Here is an 18,181-nt window from a genome sequence, read left to right as displayed (position 1 = left end):
GATGTTAAGGAGAGAATGCAGGGAAGAAGCACGGGATGCTTCGGTGGATGGCGAAGTATTGTTGCCGGAGGGCGCTGGCTCCTGTAGGCCTGGTAAGCACAGCGCCACCGGGAGGTTTAGCTCAGGATCGATTTCGGCTCCATAAACGCGCTGATCCCCCATGTCCCCATCTCGCGGCCCACGCCGGAATGTTTAAACCCACCGAACGGAGCTTTTGGCTCATGGGCGAGCGTGTTGACCAGCACCCGGCCAGACTGGATCTGCTGCGCCACGCGCTGCGCACGCCCGGCATCGTTGCCCAGCACCAGCGCGCTCAGGCCATAGTCGGTATCGTTCGCAATGGCGATCGCCTCTGCTTCATCGCGATAGGGGATCACGCACAGCACCGGGCCGAAGATCTCTTCGCGGGCAATCGCCATCTGATTATGAACATCGGCAAACAGCGTTGGACGGACAAACCAGCCATCCTGCGTACCCTCCGGACGCCCTTCACCACCCGCCAGCAGGCGCGCGCCCTCTTCTGTCCCTTTGCGGATGTATCCCTGAACACGCTGCCACTGCTTTTCGCTGACCATCGGCCCCACCTCAGTGGCGCTATCACGCGGGTCGCCAGACCGCACCGCCGCAACAGCCTGCGCCAGAGCCTGTTCCATCTCCGCTTTACGCGACTGCGGCACCAGAATACGGGTTCCGGCCACGCAGGCCTGCCCGCTGTTCATAAAACCCGCCTGAATCACCAGCGGCACCGCCTGCACTAAATCGACATCATCCAGCATGATCGTCGGCGATTTACCACCTAACTCCAGCGTCACACGCTTAAAACTTTCCGCGGCATTACGCAGAATGGCTTTTCCGGTGTGAGTGGAACCGGTAAAGGAGATTTTCGCCACATCCGGGTGGCGGCTGATTGTCTCGCCCACCGTGTCGCCGCGCCCGGTCACAATGTTAAACACCCCTGGCGGCAATCCGGCATCACGCAGTGCCTCAGTGATAATCTGGGTTTGCAGGGCGCTCATCTCGCTGGGTTTGATAACCGCGGTGCAGCCCGCCGCCAGTGCGGCCGCCAGTTTGCCGCAGATAAAGCCTGCATCACTGTTCCACGGAGTGATCAGCCCGGCGACGCCAAGCGGCGTCATCTGCACCCTGGCTGCACCTGCCGTGAGGGTAAATGCAAATGACTCCAGCGCGTCGATAGCCTGGGCGATAACCTCTGCCGGATAGCTGGCCATCCACGCCGAACGCGACGACGGCGCGCCGTACTCCTCGATAATGGCCTCCAGCAGCGCGTCATGGCGGGCAACGACCGCCGCGTGCATCCGCTTCAGCGCGGCAATACGTTCCTGTCGGGTGGTGTTTGCCCACGCCGGGAACGCCGCTTTGGCGGCTGCTATTGCACGCTCAGCATCGACTTCATCCGCCAGACGCACCTGGCCAATCACCTGTGCCGTGGCCGGATTGTACAAATCAAAACGTTCAGTGCCGTGCGGGGTGACAAATTCACCGTTGATAAAGATCTGTTCGATATGACGCATAAGGCCTCCTCAGGCTGTGTAAACACAGTCTGGCACGCCTTTTTCGTTTCGATAATCCACGCTATGCTGCAAGGGTTGTTTCGATTATCAGGACAATCTATGCATCGTTCAGGACTCACAGAGCTGGAAGTGGTACTGGCCGTGGTACGCCGCGGAGGCTTTCGCGCTGCTGCTCAGGAGCTGGGCATGTCGGCCACGGCGGTAAGCAATGCAGTGGCCGGGCTGGAAAGCCGCCTGCAAACACGCCTGTTTAACCGCACCACCCGTAGCGTGGCGCTCACCGATGCCGGGCAGCGGTTTGTGGCGCGCGTGGGGCCTGCGCTTCAGGAGATCCGCCAGGCCAGCGAAGAGATCCACAGTGATAACGACGACCCTGCCGGTACGCTGCGTCTGAACGTTCCCAATAATATTGGCCCACTGTTTCTGGACAATCTGCTGATTGCGTATATGCAGCGTTACCCGAAAATGCGCGTCGAAACGGTCAGCGAGGCACGGATGATCGACATCGTGGCCGAAGGGTACGACGCCGGGATCCGCCTGGCGGAATCGGTGCCGCAGGACATGGTGGCGGTGGCACTCACGCCAGATATCCGCCAGTTGATCGTCGCCACGCCTGACCACTTTGCCCGTTACGGAATACCGCAAACGCCCGACGATCTGTTGCACCATCAGGGGATTGGCATGAGGATGTCCCATGGCGGGCTGTATCGCTGGGAGCTGGAGCGCCGTGGTGAGCAGTATGCCCTGACGGTTCCGCCACGCTTTTCCACATCCGATCTGTTTGCATCAATAAGCGCCGTAAAGGCCGGTCTGGGGGTGGGTTTTTTGCCGGAACTCTATATCCGGCAAGAGCTGGAAAGCGGGGAACTGGTGAGCGTGCTGGAAGACTGGACGCAGCCCTTTGCCGGACTGCGCCTTTACTACCCCGGGCATCGCCATGTCCCGCCCGGGCTGCGGGCTTTCGTCGCCCTGGTGCGCGAGCGCGGAATTACTCCAGGTTAGCCTTATTCAGGCCATACGCCACATCCAGCGAGCCAGGTGCCATGCGGGACGTGATCCCCAGACGGTTCCAGGCGTTGATGGCCACAATTGCAAAATTCAGCTCTGAAATTTCGACATCGGAGAAATGCTCCGCCACGCTGCGGTACAGGGCATCACTCACGCCGTGAACACCAATCTGGGTCAGCGCTTCGGTAAACGCCAGGGCGGCTTTTTCACGAGCGCTGAACAGCGGTGATTCGCGCCACGCGGCCAGATGGTACAGGCGCAGCTCACGCTCACCGGCAATTTTGGCCTCTTTCGAGTGCATGTCCAGGCAGAAAGTACAGCCGTTCAGCTGAGAAACACGAATATCAATCAGGTGTTTCAGCGCCGGGTCGATGGAGGTTTTCGCCACTTCCATACTCAGGTCGGACAGCGCTTTTGCGAGTGCAGGTGTGACTTTATGGTGGTTAACGCGAGTGCTCATAGTCTTTCCTCTTTTGTGTGCGGTATATGCAATGCGATGAGGTAAATTTACGCCGATCATGACATAGTAAAAAGATACAAAAACCATAAAATGAGGTAGGACATGAAGCCGGGTTATCACGATATCTATACCCGCTATCGCGACAACATTACGCGCGGCGTGCTAAAACCCGGCGACAAAGTGCCCGCGATCCGCGTGCTGGCCGAAGAGCTAAAAGTGGCGCGCAAAACGGTTGAAACGGCATATGCCATTCTCATTGGAGAAGGGTATCTGGTCAGCCAGGGCGCGCGTGGCACGCGGGTAAATCCCGACCTGCTGTTGCCCGGGCAAAACGCGCCTGCGGAACAGGCCACCGGCACACTCCCGGAATCACTGATTAACCAGCGTGAACGCAGTGGATTTTTACGCCCGGGCATTCCGGCGCTCGACAGCTTTCCGTACAAAAAATGGCTGCTGCTCGCAGGCCAGGCCACCCGCTCCATGCGCCAGGAGGAGATGCTCAACCCGCCGGTCCTGGGCTGGTATCCGCTGCGCCAGGCCATTGCCCGTTACCTGAATATCTCGCGCGGGCTGTCCTGCACCGCCGAGCAGGTGCTGATCACCAGTGGTTATAGCGGCAGCCTGCGCCTGATCCTCGATACGCTTGCCAGCCGCAGCGACAAAGTGGTGTTTGAAGACCCTGGCTATTTTATGGGGCAGCAACTGCTCAAGCGCATCGTCCCGCGCCTGCACACCGTGCCGGTCGATCGTTCAGGTATGGATACCGGATACCTGCTGCACCACCATCACGATGCCCGTTTTGCCATTGTCACGCCATCGCACCAGAGCCCGCTGGCGGTCACTCTCTCCCTGCCGCGTAAACAGCAGCTTCTTGACTGGGCAAGCCAGAACGAGGCGTGGATCATCGAAGATGATTACGACGGTGAATTTCACTACACCCGCAAGGTGTTGCCATCGCTGAAAAGTCTCGACCAGCACGACCGGGTGATCTTTATGGGCACCTTCAGTAAAACCATTATGCCGTCGTTGCGTATGGGCTACGTGGTGATGCCCGCCAGCACCGTGGCGGCGTTTACCGACTGCGCCGACATCGTGACCAGCGGCCAGCCGGTGCTCACGCAAAAAATCCTGACCGCATTCCTGAATGAGGGGCATTTTTTCCGCCATCTCAAAAAGATGCGTGCGCTGTATCAGACCCGCCGCGACTGGATGATCGCCGCCTTGCAGGAGGTGTACGGCGATCTGTTTTTCACCGAGCAGAACGACGGAGGGATGCACATCGTGGCGTTTTTATCCAGAGGCAGCGGCGACCGTGAAGTGGCACGCTGCTGGCAACAGCACCAGCTTCAGGTGAATGCGCTTTCCGAGTGGTATCGCGGGTCGGGCAAACGCTACGGGCTGGTGATGGGCTATAACAATGTGCGGACGTATCAGGAAGCGCTGAATTTGCTTGAAGGGCCGAAACAGCAGACGCTTGAACTGCTGGGCTGAAAATCGCCGGGTGGCGGCTGCGCCTTACCCGGCCTACGATCTACACATCAAACCGCGACAACCCAACATCCTTGAGCTGTTCATCACTCATGGCGCTCAAAATGCGGCGAGTACGGTTGATGCGATACCAGTTCTTCACCGTTTTCCAGATCCAGACAAACGCAATATACGGACGTTTTGAACGATTCTCGTGAAATTCCATGATGCTCTCCTCACTGTGCCAGTGGGGTTATCATCCCGGAAATCGGTGTATGCAATACAGACTCAAAAACAACTTTTATTTAACATACAGATCCGCTAAAACAGAATCTGCATGTCGTTTTTTGCGGCGATCTGTACTGGTTTGATTATCTGTATGGTGTAAATAGAGGATACAGCATGACGCGCTATCAACATCTGGCCAATATTCTGGCCGAACGCATTGAACAAGGGCTGTATCGCAGCGGCGAACGTTTGCCATCCGTGCGCGCCCTGAGCCAGGAACACGGCGTCAGTATCAGCACCATACAGCAGGCTTATCAGATCCTCGAAAATCTTCATCTCATTACCCCGCAGCCACGCTCCGGCTATTTTGTTTCTCAGCGCAAAGCTCAGCCGCCTGTTCCGGCCATGACGCGCCCGGTGCAGCGCCCGGTGGATGTCACCCAGTGGGATGAAGTGATGATGTTGCTGGATGCGCGTGCCGACAAAGAGATTATCTCTTTTGGCGGCGGCTCGCCGGACCTGAACCAGCCGAGCCTGAAACCGCTGTGGCGGGAAATGAGCCGCATTGCGCAGCACAACCCTACCGATGTACTGAGCTACGACGTGCTGGACGGTCGATATGAACTGCGCGAGCAGATTGCCCGCCTGATGCTGGACGGCGGTTCAACCGTTGCCCCCAACGAGATTGTGATCACCAACGGCTGCCACGGCGCACTGTCGATTGCGCTGCTCTCGGTGTGCAAACCGGGAGATATCGTGGCGGTGGAGTCCCCGTCGTTTCACGGCACCATGCAGATGCTGCGCGGGTATGACATCAAGGCCATTGAAATCCCGACCGATCCTGAAACGGGGATCAGCATTGAAGCCCTTGAGATGGCGCTTGAGCAGTGGCCAATCAAGGCGGTGATCCTGGTGCCCAACTGCAATAATCCGCTTGGATTCATTATGCCGGAAGCGCGTAAACGTCAGGTGCTGGCGCTGGCTCAGCGCCACGATATCGTGATTGTTGAGGATGATATTTACGGCGAGCTGGCGGCAGAATACCCGCGTCCGCGAACGATCCATTCGTTAGATATAGATGGCCGCGTGTTGCTGTGCAGCTCGTTTACCAAAACAGTGGCCCCGGGGCTGCGCGTGGGCTGGATTGTGCCGGGACGCTATTACGACCGGGTGATGCACATGAAGTACGCCGCAGGCGGGTTTAACGTGCCGGGCACGCAGATGGCGGTAGCGGCGTTTATTCGTGACGGGCATTACCATCGGCATGTGCGGCGGATGCGCCAGATTTATCAGCAGAATATGGAAACCTACACCTGCTGGGTGCGGCAGTTTTTCCCGACGGAGATTTGCGTGACGCGCCCGCAGGGAAGTTTTTTACTGTGGGTGGAGCTACCGGAGAAAGTGGACATGGTCTGCGTGAGTAAGCAGCTGTGCCGCCTGAAAATCCAGGCCGCAGCCGGGTCATTGTTTTCCGCATCCGGGAAATATCGCAACTGCCTGCGGATCAACGTGGCGTTGCCACCCAACGATAAAAACCGCGATGCGCTGAAAAAAATGGGCGAGGCTATCCATATTGCGATGGAGGAGTAGTTATTGCCGGGTGGCGGCTTCGCCTTACCCGGCCTACTCAATGCACGCTCGTAGGCCCGGTAAGCGCAGCGCCACCCGGCACAGTCAGGCTTACTCCTCGAAGTACCAGTAACCCTGATTAATCAGGTCAGTCAATTCTTCCACAAACGCCGGATTTTGCAATGCTTCGCCGAGTTCAGCCTGCCCAAACTCGGTGAAGCGGCACAGCGCATCAGCGGCTTTTGCATCCACCGTTTCCAGCTGTTCGCTGTTGATGAAGAAGCTGCCACCAATATTCAGCACACGCAGCCCGCTCAGGCGGGTGAGGGTTTCGTCGCCCTGAAGCGCATCAAGCACCTCTTCTGGCGTGTATGGCGGTTCCGCAGCGGCAACATCCAGCTCGTGGCGCGGCGTAGAGACAAAGCTGCCGAACCATTTCGTGAAATCTTCAGGTTTGCTGATCATGTCGATCATCATCTGGCGAATACGATCAAGCTCGTACTGTTCCACGCGGCCTGGGTGTTCACGGCAGGTCAGATCCGGGTCGCTGTAGTGCTCGCCGCCCAGATCGTTTTCCAGGGCGTAATCGGCAAAGCTGCTGATCAGATCGCGGCCATTTGGCCCACGGAAGCCCACGGAGTAGTTCAGCGCGGTTTCATGAGTGAATCCGTCATGCGGGAATCCAGGTGGAATGTAGAGGATATCGCCCGGAGCCAGATCTTCGTCGATGATCGGCTCAAAAGGATCAACGTGCAGCAGCGCCGGATGCGGGCAGAACTGACGCATTGGCAGCTTATCCCCCACGCGCCAGCGGCGGCTACCCATCCCCTGAATGATAAACACATCGTACTGATCGATATGCGGACCAACGCCACCGCCCGGTACAGAGAAGGAGATCATCAGGTCATCAAGACGCCAGTCCGGCAATACGCGGAACGGACGCACCAGCTCAGCCGCCGGCATATGCCAGTGGTTCACCGCCTGCGCCAGCAGTGACCAGCCGGTTTCGCCCAGATTATCGAAATGCTCAAACGGGCCATTGCTGGCCTGCCATTTACCGTTGAAATGGGTGACCAGACGGCTATCGACTTCCGGCTCCATCGCCAGGCCTGCAAGCTCGTCAGGCGTAATCGGGTCGACAAAATTCGGGAAGGCATTTTTCAGCACAACGGGTTGTTTTTGCCAGTATTTTTCAAGAAATTCCGGCCAGTTCAGGTTCAGTTGATTCGCCATGGTTAGCACCAGTGAAAAGGTAAACAGGTGCGATTATGCGCAAGCCGAAGCCGGGTTGCCTTGTCGTGGGTCAAAGGGGGGTAAAAAGTCGCCGCATTCAGTCCTTCGTATGACATAGCCTGGCAGTTTCACGCTTTATCGTTAGCGCCAGATTTACAGCGACTTATATCGTTACCTTAAGAGAGCGTGTCATGAGGCCTGAGATGAGCGATTTCATTGAATTCCCGGCAACGGGCAACGTGAAGACCACTACAGGGGTCTATACGCGCAGGGATAATCCATCCGTGTTCTCGCCTGTCGCCTGTGAACTGCCCGCGGGAAGCCGCGTCACGGTTCTGGGGGCGGTGGTGGGCGATGCCGTTGAAGGCAATACGCACTGGTATCGCATTGAAGAGAATACGTTTATCTGGGCGGGGGCCTGCACGCGGCTCGATCCCTATCCGGCGTTTCCGGAAAACAACAGGGTGAACTGGATGGCAGTCGTATTTGAAGTGCGATAGCGCCCGTTGCCGGGCGCAGAGTGAGGCTTAATCGAGCTTCAGATCGTCATAATGGGTGATCATTTTACCCACAATGCCGTAATCCAGCGCTTCTGCCGGAGACATCCAGAAGTTGCGGTCGGTATCTTTTTTCACTTTTTCCAGCGGCTGGCCGGTCGCGTCAGCAATCAGCTTGTTCACGCGATCCAGCATCCGGATGATTTCGCGGGCTTCGATTTCAATATCCGTCGCCTGACCACGCACGCCGCCCAGCGGCTGATGGATCATGAAACGGGTATTTGGCAGTGAATAACGGTGCTCTTTTTTCGCTGCCAGGAAGATGGTGATCCCGGCGCTGGCGACCCAGCCGGTGCCGATCACGTGCACTTCCGGGCGAATGAACTTGATGAAGTCGTGGATGGTATCGCCCGCTTCAACGTGGCCGCCCTGGCTGTTGATGTACAGCTTAATAGGATCATTGCTGATGCTTTGCAGCAGGATCAGCTGAGTGATCACTTTCTCGGCCAGCGCCTGGTCAATCTCGCCGGAGATAACAATCGAACGGGAATCCAGCAACTTCTGCTGTAAAGCGCCCGCGCCGTGTGTCCCTTCCGCTTTATCTTTGTTGTCGCTTTCTTTCATGGTGTAGTGCATTGTTATTTCCTCAGCATTTAGCGCTCAAAAGCAGAGTGTAGCCTGTTTTATATGTCAAAGTCCTCAGGCGCACACAATGCGAACATCCTGAGCCGTGAATGCATCGAGCACGTCTTTGTCCATGCCCTCTTCCACCACCAGCACATCGATATCGCGGCTCTTCGCCACCACAAAACGCGCCACGCCAGGCAGCTTGTCGATGGTGAGCACCACAATGCTTTGATTACTCTGGGCGATCACCGCTTTTTTGAACTCGCAGTCGGCAAAGTCAAAGCCGGTCAGCCCCATATCAGGATCCATCGCACAGCCGCCGATAAAGGCCTGATCGAAGATAATCCCCTGGATCTGGTTTGCCGCAGTGGCCCCAACCGCCCCGCCGGACGCTCGCTGGATCTGCCCGCCAGTCATGATCACCTCGCACAGCGGATGACGCAGCAGCTCAGCCGCGATTGCCGGAGAGTTGGTGACAACAGTAATACTGAGATCAGCAGGCAGCGCCTTCGCCAGCGCCAGATTGGTTGTTCCCGTATCAATAAAAATACAGCCGCCCGCTTTGATCAGGGTTGCCGCTTTCTGCGCGATTGCGTCCTTTTTTGCACTGTCTTTTTGCTCGCGCGTGAAAAAATTCCCGGCATCCGGGAGCTGAAGCACCGCGCCGCCATAGACCTTTTTACAAAAGCCTTCTTTGCTAAGCTCATGTAAATCACGGCGAATTGTGTGCTCTGACACGTTCATTCGGGTGGCCAGCTCTGTGCAAACCACCCTGCCATTCTCCTGAAGGATCTGGCGGATCAGGTCTTGTCGTTGCCCAGGAAAAGCAGCATAATCGAGCATGAAGAATCCTTTTAAAATCTAAATCGAGCACCAATGCGCATAATGTTGCATAGCCACTCCCTCTGTCAATCTGGCGGATCAGCGCGGAGCCTTACGATGAAGAGTAACGATCGCCATCAGGATCAGGTTCTGGCGAGTAAGCCTTACGACGGTTTCTGTTTTGAGCCTGTCGTTCATCGCGAACGGTGCCGGGAAAAGGTGCTGCACGAAGAGTTGCCCGCCCACCTTGTCGATGACATGCCAGCCACGCAACACAAACAACGAGGATTACTATGAAAATTGCACATTTCGCGCTGAATGTGGGTAACAAAGCGAAGGTCGATAGCATGGCGGAGTAGGCACGATTAGCGGGACATTGCTGAGCTCGCCGCGTATGACGGGGGATGGCTTCTACGAAGTTGTCATCGCAGACCCGGACGGCAACCGAATTGAGCTGGTGGGTGCGTAAACGCAGAGGTCCGTAATACCATTTCAACCTTAAGCATGAAAAAAACCATTTTTTTCATGCTTTCTTGTTACAGCCGGAAAAATGCCTTCCGATTAGGGTATTAACATCGCCTGTTATGAAAAAGGTACGGTGTATGCCTAAACCATCTTCTGGCACGTTATTTTGGATCCTCGGCAGCCTGATTTTATTTATTGTTGCACCTGTCATTAACTCTTCCCACCCGCGGTATGCCTGGCTCCTGACGCTCGTCATGATGATTATTTTTTCTATGAGCGTTGGATATGCCATCAATGGCCGCCTCAACGGGATTTTTATTGATTACCGCAACCGCCTGAGCCTGTCTAAACTGCAGGCGCTTTGCTGGTCCATGCTGATTTTGTCCGCGTTATATACCGCGGCATTGCTGAGAATCGAGAATGAAATAACTGACCCTCTGGAAATAACGCTGAATACGCCTTTACTCACCATTATGGGGATATCGCTGGCCTCACTTGCGGCTGCGCCCGCTATTCTAAATGCCAAAGCAGATAATAATGTCACCGCTCAGGCCGCACAGCAGGTTTCTCAGGCAATCAATAAACCGGTAGAAGACATTATTCCTGCCGGTAAAATCTTTTCTTTCTCTAGCGCTGAGCTGGCCAGTTGGCTGGATCTTTTTCGTGGCGAGGAGAATACCAATGCCGGTTCGGCTGACCTGGGGAAAATACAGCAGTTCGTTATCACTTTTATTTTGTTAGCGGTGTATGGCATGTCGCTTTGGCAATTTTTTTCCCAGGTAATGCCAGATAATAAGACTACCTGGCTTAACGCATTACCCAATGTCTCCGACGGCATGTCCTGGCTGCTGGGCATTAGCCATGCGGGATACCTTGCCTATAAAGCTGCGCCGCACGGTGAATCCCCTCGTTCAAATCAACCGGCCCCCCCTGCTCCGCCAGTAGCCGGAGGTTAACGCAGCCTTAACCGTAGCCTGAAACTTCCTGCTTTCTAACGTCAGTCCGGGGCTATCATGATGAAGCACATCGGGTTAGTTTTCTTCTCCAGCCTGCTCCTGGCGGGCTGCGCTCAGGACAACCCCCTGTATCGGGGGTTTTCCAGCCCTGACGTGGATAGCGCCATCACGACAACGCCAGACATGCTGATGCAGATCCTGCTCAGCCCGCCTGCGGCACCGGAAGGCACGACAAAGACCGCTGACGTCAGTTATCGGGATCCCATTGTCTCAAAAACCTGTGCCAATGCAGGGACCGCTGTCGACCATGAAAAGACATGCCAGGCCCAGCGCAACGATGCCATTTACATCCTGATGACCGGCTCGGAGCAGGTTTGTCTGCTCCATCGCCGGAGCATTTATGGCAATGACGCGATGTTTAATATCTCCACTGGCACACTCACCAGCCTGTTCGCTGGCGTTGCCACCGTGGTGACGCCAACCGTCAGTAAATCCATTTTCTCGGCGCTGGCGATGTTCTCTAACTCAGAACGATCGCTGGTCAATGAAGTGGTCTATAAACAGATGATCGTCACCGCCGTGGATACCAAAATCCAGCAAACCCGCGACACCAAAGCGGTGGCCATCGTCCAGCATATAAAGACCGACACAATGAAAGATTACCCGCTTAGCCGTGCCCTTAACGACTTTATGGCCTATCACAACAGCTGCTCGTTTTTGGAAGGGTTACGCCTGGCGCTGGCGAATGGCACACAGAACCCGACCGAAAACAAAATCAACACCCTCAACAACCGTATGTTGCTGAACAACGCGCAGATGAACATTTACTGTAGTGGTAGAAAAACGACGGATACGGAAATGTGCGAATCGCTTAAATCACGCAATACCGCCATCACTAATGAGCTAAAAACGCTGGAAGTTCAGTGAGAAAGAAAGCGGGTGTTCCACTACACTGATGGTCTACCCACGACACAGGGCAATGGTAATGGAACTGACCGCCGTGAGCGCACTTCACTTTAGTGCCGCCATTCTTACCGACATTCTGGAGCGTTGCTTTCAGGACTATTTCGTTCCGTTTTCGCTGACGCCCGAAGCCTTTGCCCAGCGCTTTGGCTCTGAAGGGTTAAGTTATGAAGACTCGTGCGTCTGGCTGCGTGGCGACGAGCCAGTCGCCATCGCCCTTATCACGCGCCGCGCGGGTGCAGCCCGGCTGGGTGCGTTTGCTATCCTCCCGGAATACCGTGGCAAAGGGCTGGCGCGAGGGATGCTAACGCCGCTGTTCGCAGCGCTGAAAGCCAAAGGCATCAGCCCGTTTTATCTGGAAGTTATCCACGAAAATACCGCCGCGATCGCGTTGTATGAAGCGCTGGGTTTTCGCGTTTCTCAGGGCCTGTGGGGCTTTAAAGGCGGAACAGCAAATGTGCCGATGAACGGGGAGCTTCGTGAGGCCACACTTCATGACCTGCTGCGGGCGGTGTGGTCCGCCCCCGGTGAACACATGCCGTGGCAGCTTGATCCGCTTTCATTGCCCCTGATCCCCTGTGAAATAATCAGCGATGGCACCGGAGCCTGGGCCGCCATTACCACGCCTGGCACGAAACCGCTGCTGCGGTTCTTGTTTGTGGAGCCAGGTTCACGTGGTCAGGGCCACGCGCGCCGGATGCTGCAAAATCTCAGTGCCCTGTATCCTGGTATCTGCACACCCGTTGCCGTACCTGAGCGGTTTGCCCCGCTGTTTACCTCGGCCGGGTATCAGCCGCTGGCGATCACCCAGTTTGAGATGACGCAGGGCTAACCCTGCGGATAGAACGTCATTCCTGCGTAGGGTTTTTCCCGACACGCCGCCAGCCGCGCGGCGAGGTTGCCCACATGCAGCTCCAGCTTGTGCCCGTCCGGGTCGAGAAAATAGAACGACGCTCCCTCGCTTTTATTCTGCTTCCAGACGGTGACGCCCGCCTGTTCAAGCTTGTGCGAGAACGGTGCAAAATCCTGTTCCGCGACGCTAAACGCGTAATGGGTATAGTCACTTTCCTGCGGCAGCACGACACGGCGCGCCTCGTCGTAAGAGAGGCAGAGCCACAGATCGCCGCAGGTGAGATACGCCCCGGTATCCCAGCGGGCATGGAGCGTTAAACCCAGTACATCGTGCCAGAAGGTCAGACTTTTTTGCAGGTCGCTGACCGCAAGGGTCAGGTGGTTGAGCGATTGCAGCATGATGTGCCCTGTTGTTTTTTGTGTGAGACATGGTACGGTAACCGGATGAACATAAACCACGCCGTGCTCACCGTAAACCGTTGGTGGCAGCCTTCTTAAAGGCGGCCCGGAGTTGTTTTACCCATTTCCAGATAGCCGCCGAAAGGCGGCTATTGTGTTTTAAAGACCCCTTTCGGCATTGATACGTTAAGGAGTTTTTATGAGCACCACTATTCTTACCGGCGATCGCCCGACCGGCCCGCTGCACCTTGGTCACTATGTCGGTTCACTGCGCCAGCGCGTGGCGCTGCAACAGACGCACAACCAGTTTGTGCTGATTGCCGATTTGCAGGGGCTGACCGACAACGGCAGCAACCCGCAGAAGATCCGCGATAACATCCCCGAAGTGCTGGCCGATTATCTGGCCGCGGGCATCGACCCGAACCTGACCACTATCTGCCTGCAATCCGCCCTGCCCGCCCTTGCCGAGCTGACGATGCTGTATATGAACATCGTCACCGTTGCCCGCGTGGAGCGTAACCCGACGGTGAAAAATGAGATTGCGCAGAAAGGGTTTGCCCGCTCGCTGCCGGTCGGGTTTATGGCCTACCCCATCAGCCAGGCGGCGGACATCACCGCGTTTAAGGCCGAATGCGTGCCCGTTGGCGACGACCAGCTGCCGATGATTGAACAGACTAACGAGATTGTGCACAAGATGAACAGCCTGCTGCCCGCCCCGGTGCTGCGCCACTGCAAGGCGATGCTGAGCGACACCAGCCGCCTGCCCGGCATCGACGGCAGCGCCAAGATGTCGAAATCGCTCGGCAACACGCTGCACCTTTCCGCCAGCGAAGAGACGATTCACCGTGCGGTGAGCGCGATGTACACCGACCCAAACCACCTGAAAGTGAACGATCCGGGGCAGATTGAGGGGAATGTGGTGTTTACCTACCTCGACGCGTTTCATCCGGACAAAGACAAGGTGGCGGCGATGAAGGCGCACTATCAGGCGGGCGGGCTGGGTGACCGGGTGTGTAAGAACGAACTGGAAGCGTGCCTGCAGGAGCTGATAGCCCCGATGCGCGAACGGCGGGCGATGTATATGCAGGACAAGGGGGAATTGATGGCGATGCTGAAACGCGGAACGGAACGGGCGCAGGGAGTGACGCAGGGGACGTTGAGGGAGGTGAAGGTTGGGCTGGGGGTGCCGGTATTTTGAAGGAAACCGGCATCTAAAAAATAATCCCGGCACCAGGCCGGGATATTTATCAGGCGTTACGCTTAATTATCGGAATATCGCCGGTATCATTTAAAACTCCCGGAAATGTTTTTAACCACTGCGCGACTTTCTGTTTATTTATATTCACCACACTCATACCATCCAGGCATCCCCATAATTCTCTTGTATGTTGTGGCGTAATCACAATGCAGTCTTTCATCACCCGGATTTTGACCGGCATCCCGTTAATAAAACCCGCCCGGGATAACCACTCCCCCTCCAGAGGAAGATAATTATTGTCCACCCGTGAATAGAGTTCGCAGCAGGCCGAACTCGCTTGCGGCGTCTCCGCCCGTGGATGGACGGGCGAGGTACGGGTCTGGTTGCCGTGAAGACGGCGGGCGCTATTTTTGCGTACCAGCTCGTGGTTTTCAATCACGCCGGTAAAAGCGTCTGATTCTGTTTTGCAAACAGTAAACTCTGGCTTAAAATTCGTCGCAGCCATTTTCAACTCCTGTAGATAGTTGTTTGTGGTTAGCGGTATGAGGGTGTTGCTGCACCTTCATATCGCGAAATCCTTCGTTTATTTCCCTTTGATACTTCCTTTGCCGACTGGCGTAATTACTGCTGCCTATTATACAGAGCTGAATATAAATACAGCGGTTTTGGGATGGGTAAATTTGGGAAATGCGAGGAGGATTCAGGAAATAGGATTTGGGGGATACTGGCAAATCGCTGGCTTGAAACTCAGTCTTATTTTCGTCTGTTCATTCGCTAAATTACCTTTAACGACAAATCCGTCGCATCCAGCCCTTCTTCTCAGATCCCACAAAAATTCATCAAATCTATAGATTTACGATTTACATCCCCCTGATTTTGTTATGTGATCCCGTTACAGGCTTAAGAAACGCCTCATCCAGCCAACCGTAACAGGACTTCATCGATGGAATTTTACCAGGCCGATCCTACGCTTGAGAACTACTGGCGTGGTGTGATCCTCTTTGGAAGGAACGTCGCATCTTACAAATTTGCGCTGGCGTCAGCGTTGTATGAAGTGGATAAGACGGGCAGCGATCTGATCACCCTGGACGAACTTGCCGCCCCCTTTAGCCGACACCTTTGCGAGCATCTGAAACATGCGCCAAAGCAGATCACCTCCCGCAGCAGTCAGTTTCTGGAAACCTGCCTTAAATTCAACAATGGCGAAATCACCCATGCCCAACTGATTGAAGCGACAGTACGGCTTGGCTTTAACAATGTGATTGATGCTTTCCATAATGTGAATCAGGGCGAGATCGAGAAACGCTTTTTCATCGACGAGCGCAAAACCAGTAATGGAATACGCCTGACGGATAACTTCTTTTCGCTGGGTGAACGCCTGCAATATAAAAACCTGGCATTTGAAACCCATGCGCGCTGGAACCTGGTAGAACAGGCCTGGGCGATGGGGGTTTCCCGTAATCTTGTGGGCGTCGAGTTCGACGAAGAGAATCAGCTGCTGTTCACAAAGGTGAACGCGCGCCGCGTGGATATCACCAGTTGCCGCGACAGCCTGAACGGATACCAGAAAGGACGCTGTTTTTACTGTTTCAGGCCAATCAGCCTGGTGCCGGGCGATCCTGAACTGGCGGACGTTGACCACTTTATTCCGTGGGCTGCACGCAACGAGGTTGGCAACATTAATGGCGTCTGGAATTTAGTGCTGGCGTGTCAGTGTTGTAACCGCGGTGTCGAGGGCAAGTCTGCCCGTATTCCGAAAGTCAGGCTCCTGGAGCGCTTACATACCAGAAACGAGTATTTTATTCAGAGCAAACTGCCATTACATGAGACGATTGTTCAACAAACGGGGGAAAACCCAGCTGCACGGATAAGTTTCCTTCAACGTAACTGGCAGACCGCAAGGGATAAACTTCTCCATACCTGGGAACCCAAAGCTGAAGGCGAGGCAACATTTTAATGACACTTCACTACTATCAAAACCACGCACAGGATTTTTTCGATGGCACTGTAAATGTCAATATGACCCCGCTTTACGAGGCTTTCACCCGACATCTGGCTCCTGGTGCCCGAGTTCTGGATGCAGGCTGCGGTTCAGGCCGTGATGCAAAAGCGTTTCATGAGATGGGTTATCAGGTTGATGCTTTTGATGCCTCTTCCGCTATGGTGGAGCTGGCACGGCAACATACCGGGCTACCCGTGCAGCTGATGAGCTTTTCAGAGATCGACGGTAAAGCGCAATACGATGGGATTTGGTGTTGCGCCTCTTTATTGCATGTCCCCTCTTCTGAGCTACCTGCAGTGATGCAGAAACTTGCGGATGCGCTTAAGCCTGGCGGCGTTTGGTACGTGTCGTTTAAGTATGGGAGTGGGGAGCGCGTGCAGGGAGAAAGACGGTTTACGGATCTGGATGAAGAGGGATTGCGGAGGTTGCTGAAGGCTGTTTCGGGGATGGAGATCGCTTCGCTGTGGGCGACTCAGGATAACCGCCCGGACAGGAATGAGACATGGCTGAATGGGATATTAATTAAATATGCCTCTTTATGAAGTTGCCATGGAAGCGGCAATAATGAAACTACATCGGCCTATTTTTATCAATGGGAAGGTTAACAGTTATAGGACCAACATTAAATGATCAAGAACGAGTACAAGGTACTTTTAATCCACTGATAATTCATTTGGATTTATAACCCTATATATTGAGCGAGAAACTTAATTGGTAATCTAAATTTTCAAGGAGTTTAATAATGTCTTTGGCATCTGATGGTGATATTATAAAGGGATTAATCATACCGGTAGCACTGTATTTGATTAAAAAAATCATGGACTGGGCAGGCAAAATACTTGGACCTCCTCAACCTAAGCGAAAGTATCAATTTGATAAAATCCCTGCTGATAAAAAAGTTGAATTCCTATCGCAGATAGACACCTTAAAGGAAAAAGTATGTACACCACATACCCTTGTTCAGATGAAACTTTTATATGAACAACTTGGAATCTATTTACCTGTATGGCATTGCCATCAGCTAGTTTCATTTATGGCTTATGAAAATATTAGCTCATTGGATGTACGTCTACGAGGCTTTCTTAAAAACACAACCATTGGGAATTATCCGAAAAAAGGTTTTAGTGTAAACAATAAGGTAGTACGCAGGTCCTATTTGATATCCATTTTATTCGGCTTATTTTCAGTTGCTATATTTGTTTATGCAGGATGGGACTCTATATCATCTTTCTGGGAAAGCAAGGAAATAGGCTTGTTTTTATTATTTTTAATTATCTACGCATCCGCCATTATTGCTGTTGTAGGATATATTATATCCCAAACTGAAGATATCTATCTTGGTTCTAAATTCGGTTATATATTCGAAGCTTGGCTTTCAAACAATCCTCCGGATAACGATGCTATCAAAGATACTTCTGTAACAACTTCATCTGAAGACCAAGGACCGCAAGGTAAAAATCAGGGAAGTTAATCAGGGTATTGGTCGCTATATCCGTTCGCATGAAGAGGTGCATCGCATCAGCATACGTAGCTGTCTGAATGATTTTATGCAGGCGCACGGCGCGGAGCTGGCCGCCGCCCTTTCCAACGAGCTGAAGAATTATTCCGGGCAACATTCCGCCGTTCAGCGCTACGCAATGCAGCACTCGGTCGACTATCTGCGTGAGGCGCTGCAAGTCTGGCTGGCCAACGGTGAAAAAACTTATTATTCGGCGCAGAATAATGACATTTTATCGACCATCGGATTCAGGCCTGACGCGGCTTCGAGCGATGATAGTCGTGAAAAATTCACGCCTGCACAGAACCTGAATTAAACCCGCCGCCGTGCAGAACTGGCCGTGCAGTAGTCCGCTTAAAAATCCCCGAAAATCCATCCATTCTTACGTATAAAAGCCATGCATTC

At 54.3% G+C, this 18,181-nt stretch carries 20 protein-coding genes and 1 pseudogene; 13 read left to right on the top strand and 8 right to left on the bottom strand.

The window, feature by feature from the left end:
* Positions 1-116: 116 nt before the first annotated feature.
* The gene (locus HV107_RS13250; protein ID WP_182059427.1) at positions 117-1,532 is read right to left on the bottom strand and encodes an aldehyde dehydrogenase family protein; all 1,416 of its coding nucleotides are present in this window, start codon (positions 1,530-1,532) and stop codon (positions 117-119) included.
* 99 nt (positions 1,533-1,631) lie between these two features.
* Between HV107_RS13250 and HV107_RS13245 the strand changes: the two genes are divergently transcribed.
* Complete coding sequence (locus tag HV107_RS13245) at positions 1,632-2,534, top strand: LysR family transcriptional regulator (protein ID WP_182059426.1); 903 nt, start codon at positions 1,632-1,634, stop codon at positions 2,532-2,534.
* On the opposite strand, the gene HV107_RS13240 is transcribed toward HV107_RS13245, so the two are convergent.
* Positions 2,521-3,000 (bottom strand): carboxymuconolactone decarboxylase family protein, encoded by a 480-nt coding sequence (locus tag HV107_RS13240; protein WP_182059425.1) that lies wholly within the window; start codon positions 2,998-3,000, stop codon positions 2,521-2,523. The two genes, HV107_RS13245 and HV107_RS13240, sit on opposite strands and share 14 nt — an antisense overlap.
* Positions 3,001-3,102: 102 nt before the next feature.
* Between HV107_RS13240 and HV107_RS13235 the strand changes: the two genes are divergently transcribed.
* On the top strand, positions 3,103-4,491 hold the full coding sequence (locus HV107_RS13235; protein ID WP_182059424.1) for a PLP-dependent aminotransferase family protein: 1,389 nt from the start codon (positions 3,103-3,105) through the stop codon (positions 4,489-4,491).
* A gap of 40 nt (positions 4,492-4,531) precedes the next feature.
* Here HV107_RS13235 and HV107_RS13230 read toward each other — a convergent pair whose 3' ends face one another.
* The gene (locus tag HV107_RS13230) at positions 4,532-4,693 is read right to left on the bottom strand and encodes a DUF1127 domain-containing protein (protein ID WP_182059423.1); all 162 of its coding nucleotides are present in this window, start codon (positions 4,691-4,693) and stop codon (positions 4,532-4,534) included.
* 176 nt (positions 4,694-4,869) lie between these two features.
* On the opposite strand from HV107_RS13230, the gene HV107_RS13225 reads away from it, so the two are divergent.
* Positions 4,870-6,285 (top strand): PLP-dependent aminotransferase family protein, encoded by a 1,416-nt coding sequence (locus HV107_RS13225; RefSeq protein ID WP_182059422.1) that lies wholly within the window; start codon positions 4,870-4,872, stop codon positions 6,283-6,285.
* A 90-nt stretch (positions 6,286-6,375) separates the two neighbouring features.
* Here the strand turns inward: HV107_RS13225 and HV107_RS13220 are convergent, their stop codons facing one another.
* A complete protein-coding gene (locus HV107_RS13220) occupies positions 6,376-7,497 on the bottom strand; it encodes a cupin domain-containing protein (RefSeq protein WP_182059421.1) in 1,122 nt (373 codons plus the stop codon).
* A gap of 203 nt (positions 7,498-7,700) precedes the next feature.
* Here HV107_RS13220 and HV107_RS13215 point away from each other — a divergent pair, with 203 nt between their 5' ends.
* Positions 7,701-7,997, top strand: coding sequence for an SH3 domain-containing protein (locus HV107_RS13215; RefSeq protein WP_182059420.1), 297 nt, complete (start codon positions 7,701-7,703; stop codon positions 7,995-7,997).
* A 27-nt stretch (positions 7,998-8,024) separates the two neighbouring features.
* Here HV107_RS13215 and HV107_RS13210 read toward each other — a convergent pair whose 3' ends face one another.
* Complete coding sequence (locus HV107_RS13210) at positions 8,025-8,630, bottom strand: ATP-dependent Clp protease proteolytic subunit (protein WP_182059419.1); 606 nt, start codon at positions 8,628-8,630, stop codon at positions 8,025-8,027.
* A 63-nt stretch (positions 8,631-8,693) separates the two neighbouring features.
* Positions 8,694-9,464 (bottom strand): DeoR/GlpR family DNA-binding transcription regulator, encoded by a 771-nt coding sequence (locus HV107_RS13205; RefSeq protein WP_182059418.1) that lies wholly within the window; start codon positions 9,462-9,464, stop codon positions 8,694-8,696.
* A gap of 96 nt (positions 9,465-9,560) precedes the next feature.
* On the opposite strand from HV107_RS13205, the gene HV107_RS13200 reads away from it, so the two are divergent.
* The 4 genes from HV107_RS13200 (at position 9,561) to HV107_RS13180 (ending at position 12,659) form a co-directional block, all read left to right on the top strand.
* Positions 9,561-9,740 (top strand): hypothetical protein, encoded by a 180-nt coding sequence (locus HV107_RS13200; protein ID WP_182059417.1) that lies wholly within the window; start codon positions 9,561-9,563, stop codon positions 9,738-9,740.
* A gap of 422 nt (positions 9,741-10,162) precedes the next feature.
* Entirely contained in the window at positions 10,163-10,864 is a 702-nt protein-coding gene (locus tag HV107_RS13190; RefSeq protein ID WP_220458409.1) for a hypothetical protein, read from the top strand.
* 57 nt (positions 10,865-10,921) lie between these two features.
* Positions 10,922-11,791, top strand: coding sequence for a hypothetical protein (locus HV107_RS13185; protein ID WP_182059415.1), 870 nt, complete (start codon positions 10,922-10,924; stop codon positions 11,789-11,791).
* 58 nt (positions 11,792-11,849) lie between these two features.
* The gene (locus HV107_RS13180; RefSeq protein ID WP_182059414.1) at positions 11,850-12,659 is read left to right on the top strand and encodes a GNAT family N-acetyltransferase; all 810 of its coding nucleotides are present in this window, start codon (positions 11,850-11,852) and stop codon (positions 12,657-12,659) included.
* On the opposite strand, the gene fosA is transcribed toward HV107_RS13180, so the two are convergent.
* Positions 12,656-13,078 (bottom strand): FosA/FosA2 family fosfomycin resistance glutathione transferase, encoded by a 423-nt coding sequence (gene fosA, locus HV107_RS13175; RefSeq protein ID WP_182059413.1) that lies wholly within the window; start codon positions 13,076-13,078, stop codon positions 12,656-12,658. The two genes, HV107_RS13180 and fosA, sit on opposite strands and share 4 nt — an antisense overlap.
* 199 nt (positions 13,079-13,277) lie before the next feature.
* Between fosA and trpS the strand changes: the two genes are divergently transcribed.
* On the top strand, positions 13,278-14,276 hold the full coding sequence (trpS, locus tag HV107_RS13170) for a tryptophan--tRNA ligase (RefSeq protein WP_182059412.1): 999 nt from the start codon (positions 13,278-13,280) through the stop codon (positions 14,274-14,276).
* Between the two features lie 49 nt (positions 14,277-14,325).
* On the opposite strand, the gene HV107_RS13165 is transcribed toward trpS, so the two are convergent.
* Entirely contained in the window at positions 14,326-14,781 is a 456-nt protein-coding gene (locus tag HV107_RS13165) for a SymE family type I addiction module toxin (RefSeq protein WP_182059411.1), read from the bottom strand.
* Positions 14,782-15,219: 438 nt separating this feature from the next.
* Here HV107_RS13165 and HV107_RS13160 point away from each other — a divergent pair, with 438 nt between their 5' ends.
* The 4 genes and pseudogenes from HV107_RS13160 to HV107_RS13145 form a co-directional block, all read left to right on the top strand.
* Complete coding sequence (locus HV107_RS13160; RefSeq protein WP_182059410.1) at positions 15,220-16,233, top strand: HNH endonuclease; 1,014 nt, start codon at positions 15,220-15,222, stop codon at positions 16,231-16,233.
* Entirely contained in the window at positions 16,233-16,820 is a 588-nt protein-coding gene (locus HV107_RS13155; RefSeq protein ID WP_182059409.1) for a bifunctional 2-polyprenyl-6-hydroxyphenol methylase/3-demethylubiquinol 3-O-methyltransferase UbiG, read from the top strand. Before HV107_RS13160 ends, HV107_RS13155 begins: the two co-directional genes overlap by 1 nt.
* 200 nt (positions 16,821-17,020) lie before the next feature.
* Positions 17,021-17,749, top strand: coding sequence for a hypothetical protein (locus HV107_RS13150; RefSeq protein WP_182059408.1), 729 nt, complete (start codon positions 17,021-17,023; stop codon positions 17,747-17,749).
* Positions 17,730-18,092: pseudogene (locus tag HV107_RS13145) on the top strand (phage polarity suppression protein); the annotation flags it as partial. The gene HV107_RS13150 and the pseudogene HV107_RS13145, both read left to right, overlap by 20 nt.
* Between the last annotated feature and the right edge of the window lie 89 nt (positions 18,093-18,181).

The organism is Enterobacter sp. RHBSTW-00175, assembly GCF_013927005.1.
GTDB lineage: Bacteria > Pseudomonadota > Gammaproteobacteria > Enterobacterales > Enterobacteriaceae > Enterobacter.
The sequence above is the reverse complement of the archived record's forward strand: the minus strand, read 5'-3'. Positions and strand labels throughout refer to the sequence as shown.